The sequence below is a fragment of the Nonomuraea rhizosphaerae genome (genome assembly GCF_019396405.1).
Lineage (GTDB): Bacteria > Actinomycetota > Actinomycetes > Streptosporangiales > Streptosporangiaceae > Nonomuraea > Nonomuraea rhizosphaerae.
Map to the genome: position 1 here is coordinate 1 of NZ_JAHKRL010000356.1, position 6,567 is coordinate 6,567.

Sequence of the window (6,567 nt, forward strand, 5' to 3'; positions counted from 1 at the left end):
GCGCGAGCTGCGGGCGCTGCTGCCGGCGTCGGCGGGCCTGGTGGACGCGCCGGTGCTGGGCAGCGTCGGCCCGGCCGCCGAGGGGACGCTGACCGTGCTGGCCGGCGGGGACCTGACGGCCTGCCGCGAGGTCCTGGAGGTCCTCGGCCGGGTGCGCGAGTGCGGGCCGCTGGGGGCGGGGGCGGCGATGAAGCTCGCCGTCATGAGCGCGCTCGTGCCCGCCCAGGTGCTGGTCGCGGAGACGTACGCGTACGGGCAGGCGCACGGCGTGGACCGCGAGGCGCTGGCGGACGTGCTGGCCGGGACCCCGCTGGGCGCTCTGGCGGAGCGGCTGCGCACCCCCGCCGCCGAGACCCGGTACGCGCTGGGCCTGGCGGCCAAGGACCTGACCCTGGCGGCGTGGGAGGACGGCACGCTGGCGACGGCGGCCCGCCGGAGGCTGCAGGAGGCGCAGGCGGCCGGGCTCGGCGACCGCGACGTCACGGCCATCGCCACGCACCTGGACGGCCGTCCCGCCCGACGCGTGGTCAAGCTGAACCCGGCGACCGTTCCCGCCACGAACGGCGCCTACTCGCACGCGGCGCGGGTCGGCGACATGCTGTACGTCTCCGGTCAGGCGGCCTTCGACGAGCACGGCGAGCTGGTCGGCGAGGGCGACATGACGGCCCAGGCGGAGCACGTCTTCCGGTGCCTGGAGCGGATCCTCGCCGACCAGGGGGCGACGTTCGAGGACGTGGCGTTCGTCCGGACCTACATGACGGACATGAACCAGCGGGCCGAGTACGGGCAGGTGCGCCGCAAGTACTTCCCCGGCGTGAAGCCCGCCAGCACGACCGTGGAGGTGTCGCGGCTGTTCATGCCGGGGCTGCTGCTGGAGGTGGACGTGATCGCCGCCCTGCCCGCGCGTTAGCCCTTTCCGCTAGGCCAGGGGGCCGGTGGCGGACTCGGCGGCGGCGACCACCCCGCCGTCGGCGACCAGGCGTACGGCGGACTCGATCTCCGGCGCCAGGAACCGGTCCGGCCCCGGGCCGGGCACGGTCTCGCGCAGCGCCCTGACCACCGCGGCCGTGGCGGGCGCCGGCTCCAGCGGCGCGCGCAGGTCGAGCGCGCGGGCCGCGGTGAGCACCTCGACGGCCAGCACGCGGGTCAGGCCGTCGACGGACCTGCGCAGCTTGCGGGCCGCCGACCAGCCCATGGAGACGTGGTCCTCCTGCATGGCCGAGCTGGGGATGGAGTCGACGCTGGCGGGCACGGCCAGCCGCTTCATCTCCGAGACGATCGCGGCCTGCGTGTACTGGGCGATCATGTGGCCGGAGTCCACGCCGGGGTCGTCGGCCAGGAACGGCGGCAGGCCGTGGTTGCGGGCCTTGTCCAGGAAGCGGTCGGTGCGGCGTTCGGACATCGAGGCCAGGTCGGCGGCCACGATGGCCAGGAAGTCCAGCACGTACGCGACGGGGGCGCCGTGGAAGTTGCCGTTCGACTCCACGCGGCCGTCGTCGAGCACGGCGGGGTTGTCCACGGCGCTGGCCAGCTCCCACGTGGCCACGTTCGCGGCGTGCGCGATGGTGTCGCGGGCGGCTCCGGCGACCTGGGGGGCGCAGCGCAGCGAGTACGCGTCCTGGACGCGGGCGCAGTCGGCCGGGTCGCGATGGCTGGCCATGATGCCCGAGCGGTCCAGGACCTTCACCATGTTGGCGGCCGACAGCGCCTGGCCGGGCTGCGGGCGCAGCGCCTGCAGCTCGGGGGCGAAGACGCGGTCGGTGCCCAGCAGCGCCTCGACGCTCATCGCGGCGCTCACGTCGGCGGTCCTGACGAGCCGGGTCAGGTCGTGGAGGGCCAGGACGAGCATGCCGAGCATGCCGTCGGTGCCGTTGATGAGCGCGAGGCCCTCCTTGGCCCCCAGCTCGACGGGGTCGATGCCGGCCTGCTTGAGCGCCTCGTGGGCCTCGGTGAGGTCGCCCGACCCGTCGCGTACGACGCCCTCGCCGGTCAGCGCGAGCGCCACGTGCGACAGGGGCGCCAGGTCGCCGGAGCAGCCCAGGCTGCCGTACTCGTGCACGACGGGCGTGATGCCCGCGCTGAGGAGCGCGGCGAGGGTCTTGGCCGTGGTCGGCCGCACCCCGGTGTGGCCGGTGGCCAGCGTGTGCAGGCGCAGCAGCATGAGCGCGCGCACCACCTCGGTCTCCACCTCGGGCCCGTTGCCGGCCGCGTGCGAGCGCACCAGCGAGCGCTGGAGCTGGGCGCGCAGGGCGGGGTCGATGTGGCGCGTGGCCAGCGCCCCGAACCCGGTCGAGATCCCGTACGCCGGGACGGGGCTCTCGGCCAGCTCGTCCACGCGCTGCCGGGCGGCCGAGATCGCGGCGACCGCGTCGTCGGTGAGCTGGACGGGGGCGCCGTGGCGGGCCACCCGGATGACGTCGTCGAAGGTGAGGGGCTCCGGGCCGACGTTCACGACTCCGTTGTCGCGCATGATGGACTTCCTCGTTTAGGTAACCGGCGTATGCGATGTTAGCTCCTTACCGGAGAACAACGCGGCCAGCCCCTCCCGTCCCTCGTCCGTCAGCACCACGGCCCGTGGCACGGCGCCGTGCCGGTACCAGCCGCGCTCCAGGAGAACACCGGTGACGGCGGCGCCGAGCGCCCCGCCGAGATGGGCCCGGCGCTCGGTCCAGTCCAGGCATTCCGGGGCGAACCTCCGCCTGGTCCCGCGCACCCCCTCCACGTCCACGCCGAGCCCGGCCAGCAGCCGCGCCCCCTCGGGCGTCACCTGCTCACCGGTCAGGAAGCCGCCCTCGACGAGCCGGTCGCGCAACGCCACCCCGGCCCGGCCGGCCAGGTGGTCGTAGCACGTACGGGCCTCCTCCAGCAGCCTGGCCTGACGCGACTGGCGCAGGGAGCGCACCGGCGGCCGGACGCTGACCCTGGCCAGCACCTCCAGCACCTCGGCGATCTCGTGCCCGGCCAGGCGGTAGTAGCGGTGGCGGCCCTGGCGTACGACGCCGACCAGGCCGCCGTCGAGCAGGCGCGACAGGTGCGCGCTCGCGGTCGCCGCGCTCACGCCGGACAACCTGGCCAGCTCCCCGGCGGCCAGCGCGCGCCCGCCGAGCAGGGCGGTCAGGATGGCCGCCCTGGTCGGGTCGGCGATCAGGGCGGCGACGGGCGCGATGTCGGAGTCGTGGGCGATGTACTCGGCGGCCATGCCCTCGACGCTAACCCAGGAACGTTTCGTCCCTCACCGAAGTGTGCGTCCTGGTGGCGGCCGTACGGGTCAGGGCCAGGCCCAGGACGATCATGCCGACGCCCAGGACGAAGTGCAGCCAGGTCACGGCCGTGTTGACCGGGACGAAGTTGGCCGCGCTCGACTTGTCGACGATCAGTCCGTACAGCCACAGCAGCAGGTAGATCACCCCGCCGCCGATGAGGTAGTAACGGCTGGCCGTCCAGGTGCGGGACATCGCGATGCCCGCGATCCCGAAGATGAGGTGGACGATGTTGTGCAGGATCGAGACCTGGAAGATGCCCAGGAGCATCGCCTCGGAGTGGTGTCCTCCGAAGGCCATGGAATCGTAGTTGGTGGTGATGCCGGGGATGAACCCCAGCACGCCCACCAACAGGAACACCAGCCCGACGACGAGCGCCGCGACCTGCACGGGTGATCGCCTTGTCCGGGTGTTTGGGGTGTTCATGCGTGAACCTCCCCCGCTAGATTCTGGGTCTTCCTCCACTGCCCGGGGTGATGGCGCGCAATTCTCCCGCCACGGCCAAATGCTCTTTGCCCGGTTATGGGTGCCTTCGATCCGTCGTCAGGGCGCTGGGGTTAGGCTCTGGACCAGTCGAGCTCTGGGGGGTCGCGGTGACGGCGGACGACAGCGCCATGCCGGGCAAGGGCGGGGTCGCGCTCGTCACCGGGGCGTCGCGCGGGCTGGGCGCCGTGATCGCCCGCAGGCTCGGCGCGGACGGGCACACCGTCGCCGTCAACTACCACTCCGGCGAGGACGACGCCCGGCGGGTGGCCGCCGGCGTCCGCGACGCGGGCGGGAGCGCCGAGGCGTTCGAGGGCGACGTCACCGACGAGGCCGCCACCGCCGCCCTCGTCGCCCGGGTCGCCGACCGGCTGGGCCCCGTCGGGGTGCTGGTGCTGAACGCGACCGGGCCGCAGCCGAAGGTCGCCTTCGAGGACCTCACCTGGGACACCCATCTGGACCAGCTCCGCTTCTTCGTCAAGAGCCCCACGCTGCTGCTCCAGGCGGCCCTGCCCGGGATGAGGGCGCTGGGCGGCGGCCGGGTGATCCAGATCGGCTCCGACATCACCGACCGCGCCCTGCCCGGCATGTCCGCCTACATCGCCGCCAAGGCCGCCCAGTACGAGCTCACCCGGGCGTGGGCGCGTGAGCTGGGGCCGTACGGCGTGACCGTGAACCTCGTCGCGCCCGGCTTCATCCCGGTCGAACGGCACGCCGGCATCGGGCCGGAGGAACTGGCCGCGTACCGGGACCGGGTCCCGCTGGGGCGGATGGGGACGCCGGAGGACGTGGCGGGGGCGGTGTCGTACCTGGCGTCGGCGGGGGCGGCGTTCGTGACCGGCCAGCGCGTCGTGGTCAACGGCGGCCACACCGTCGGCACCCTGTAGGCGGTCGCGGGCGATCACGGGCGGTTCGTCGGGCCGCCGGGCTACGGCGGGGACATTTCGACGGGCCGTTGAACGATCCCCGGCCAGGATCACCCCATGACCGACATCACCGACACCAACCCCGCGCTCGCGGTCGCCGATTCCGTGGACCGCTGCCTCGCCATCGCCGCCACCTGGCTGGCCTGGGACGGCGCCCCCATCATGACCGACGGCGAGAACCTCTGGACCCCCGCCAAGGCCGCCCGCCGCATCCAGGACCACCTGATCGACCACCTCGCCGAGGTGGAGGCCCTCCTGGCGGGCGCCGTCCCGCAGGAGGACCACTGGCACGGCCGGTTCGTGACGCTGAACGCCGACTGGGCCCGCTTCACCGAGCTCGACCTGGCCGAGGCCCGCTCCCGCTGGACCCGGCTCGGCCAGGCGTACGTGAACCGCTACGCCACTGTCCCGGACGCCTGGGACACCCCCCGCACCCCCAACTGGACGCTGCGCGAAACAGCCGAGCACGTGGCCGGGATCACGATCTACGCCGAGTCGGTGGGCGAGCTCCGGTTTGGGGACTCGGCCAGGATTCGCTAGAGTGCTCTCGTCGCCGCGCTTTTCCGGCGGGGACGAGGCGGAAGTGGCTCAGTGGTAGAGCATCACCTTGCCAAGGTGAGGGTCGCGGGTTCGAATCCCGTCTTCCGCTCGGAGCTTCCGGCTCGGTGGCGTGGCCGAGAGGCGAGGCAGCGGCCTGCAAAGCCGTCCACACGGGTTCAAATCCCGTCGCCACCTCCAAGGACGATTAGCTCAGCGGGAGAGCGCTTCCCTGACACGGAAGAGGTCACTGGTTCAATCCCAGTATCGTCCACCACTGTTGCCGCTGGTCGCGGCAACGGCCCGAGCGGCCGCCAGAGCCCCTCACCCGGGGCCCTCGGCGGCCTTTCCGCTGTCACGGCCCGATCTCCCGCCTCAGGGTGATCGAGATGCGCCCCTCGTGAATGCCGCCGACGGGCTCGGCGGTCTCGCTCAACGCGCAGAACGCCGCCCGGAAGGCGAGTAGTTTTCGGGGCGTGTCAGCTGATTTCCGGGTGCTCGTGGTGGACGACGAGCCCGCCGTGCTCGGATCCGTCCGCGACGTCCTGGAGCTCGACGGCTACGACGTGCGTACGGCGGCCGACGGGCGTGCGGCGCTCGCGGCGGTGGCGCGGCTGTCGCCGGACGTGGTCGTTCTCGACGTGGTGATACCCGGGCTCGACGGGCTGGGGGTGTGCCGCAGGCTGAGGGCCGACGGTGACTGGCGGCCCGTACTGGTGCTGACCGGGCGGGACGCGGTCGGTGACCGGGTGGACGGGCTGGACGCGGGCGCCGACGACTACCTGGTCAAGCCGTTCGCGCCGGCGGAGCTGCTGGCCCGGCTGCGGGCGCTGCTGCGGCGGGCGCGCCCGGACGCGCCCCCGCACGGATCCACGTCCGGGGAGCACAGAACCTCGGGCGGGGAGTTGGCGTACGCCGACCTGGTGCTGGAGCCGCAGACCCGGCGCGGGCGGCGGGGCGGGAGGGTGATCCAGTTCAGCCGGACCGAGTTCGCCCTGCTGGAGCTGCTCGTGCGCAACGCCGGTCAGGTGCTCACCCGGGAGCTCGTCCTGGAGCGCGTGTGGGGCTACGATCTCGGCCCCGCCTCCAACACGCTGGCGGTGCACATCGGCTACCTGCGCCGCAAGCTGGGTGAGCCGCAGCTCGTGCAGACGGTCCGGGGCGTCGGCTACCTGCTGAGGTCCTCCCCATGAGAGGCCCGCCGCGGAGCACGCGGCCGGGGGCTGCCGTCAGGCGCGTGCCGTGGGTCTCCCGGTTCGTGGAAGCCGCCGGGCGCGGGCCGTGGGCCGGCCGGCGGCCGTCGCGGATGGGCAGGTGGGCGGCCGTCGTGGTGGCCGTGGTGGTCGTGGCCCCCTGTGCGG

At 73.5% G+C, this 6,567-nt stretch carries 7 protein-coding genes and 3 tRNA genes; 7 read left to right on the forward strand and 3 right to left on the reverse strand.

Annotated elements, in window-relative coordinates:
- Positions 1 to 910: Rid family hydrolase (locus KME77_RS17875; protein WP_219468809.1), on the forward strand; the 910-nt coding region annotated here is incomplete at its 5' end.
- A gap of 9 nt (positions 911 to 919) precedes the next feature.
- Here the strand turns inward: KME77_RS17875 and hutH are convergent.
- Genes hutH through KME77_RS17890 form a run of 3 tightly spaced genes read right to left on the reverse strand, consistent with a single transcriptional unit; the run spans position 920 to position 3,686 of the window.
- The gene (gene hutH, locus KME77_RS17880; RefSeq protein ID WP_219468812.1) at positions 920 to 2,470 is read right to left on the reverse strand and encodes a histidine ammonia-lyase; all 1,551 of its coding nucleotides are present in this window, start codon (positions 2,468 to 2,470) and stop codon (positions 920 to 922) included.
- Positions 2,471 to 2,485: 15 nt separating this feature from the next.
- Positions 2,486 to 3,199 carry an ArsR/SmtB family transcription factor gene (locus tag KME77_RS17885; protein WP_219468815.1) on the reverse strand — a complete coding sequence of 238 codons (714 nt, stop codon included), beginning with the start codon at positions 3,197 to 3,199 and terminating at the stop codon, positions 2,486 to 2,488.
- A gap of 10 nt (positions 3,200 to 3,209) precedes the next feature.
- Positions 3,210 to 3,686 (reverse strand): DUF4383 domain-containing protein, encoded by a 477-nt coding sequence (locus KME77_RS17890; protein WP_219468818.1) that lies wholly within the window; start codon positions 3,684 to 3,686, stop codon positions 3,210 to 3,212.
- A 167-nt stretch (positions 3,687 to 3,853) separates the two neighbouring features.
- Between KME77_RS17890 and KME77_RS17895 the strand changes: the two genes are divergently transcribed.
- The 6 genes from KME77_RS17895 (at position 3,854) to KME77_RS17920 (ending at position 6,399) form a co-directional block, all read left to right on the forward strand.
- Positions 3,854 to 4,630 carry an SDR family oxidoreductase gene (locus tag KME77_RS17895; protein WP_308250746.1) on the forward strand — a complete coding sequence of 259 codons (777 nt, stop codon included), beginning with the start codon at positions 3,854 to 3,856 and terminating at the stop codon, positions 4,628 to 4,630.
- A gap of 96 nt (positions 4,631 to 4,726) precedes the next feature.
- Positions 4,727 to 5,209, forward strand: coding sequence for a hypothetical protein (locus tag KME77_RS17900; RefSeq protein ID WP_219468821.1), 483 nt, complete (start codon positions 4,727 to 4,729; stop codon positions 5,207 to 5,209).
- 37 nt (positions 5,210 to 5,246) lie between these two features.
- Positions 5,247 to 5,318, forward strand: a tRNA-Gly gene (locus KME77_RS17905).
- A 15-nt stretch (positions 5,319 to 5,333) separates the two neighbouring features.
- Positions 5,334 to 5,407, forward strand: a tRNA-Cys gene (locus KME77_RS17910).
- 1 nt (position 5,408) lies between these two features.
- A tRNA-Val gene (locus tag KME77_RS17915) sits at positions 5,409 to 5,483 on the forward strand.
- Between the two features lie 199 nt (positions 5,484 to 5,682).
- On the forward strand, positions 5,683 to 6,399 hold the full coding sequence (locus tag KME77_RS17920; protein WP_308250747.1) for a response regulator transcription factor: 717 nt from the start codon (positions 5,683 to 5,685) through the stop codon (positions 6,397 to 6,399).
- Positions 6,400 to 6,567 lie beyond the last annotated feature (168 nt).

Bases quoted from the DNA above. Each gene is read 5' to 3' on its own strand.
- hutH (WP_219468812.1), bottom strand. From the start codon at position 2,470: ATGCGCGACAACGGAGTCGTGAACGTCGGCCCGGAGCCCCTCACCTTC.
- KME77_RS17885 (WP_219468815.1), bottom strand. From the start codon at position 3,199: ATGGCCGCCGAGTACATCGCCCACGACTCCGACATCGCGCCCGTCGCC.
- KME77_RS17890 (WP_219468818.1), bottom strand. From the start codon at position 3,686: ATGAACACCCCAAACACCCGGACAAGGCGATCACCCGTGCAGGTCGCG.
- KME77_RS17900 (WP_219468821.1), top strand. From the start codon at position 4,727: ATGACCGACATCACCGACACCAACCCCGCGCTCGCGGTCGCCGATTCC.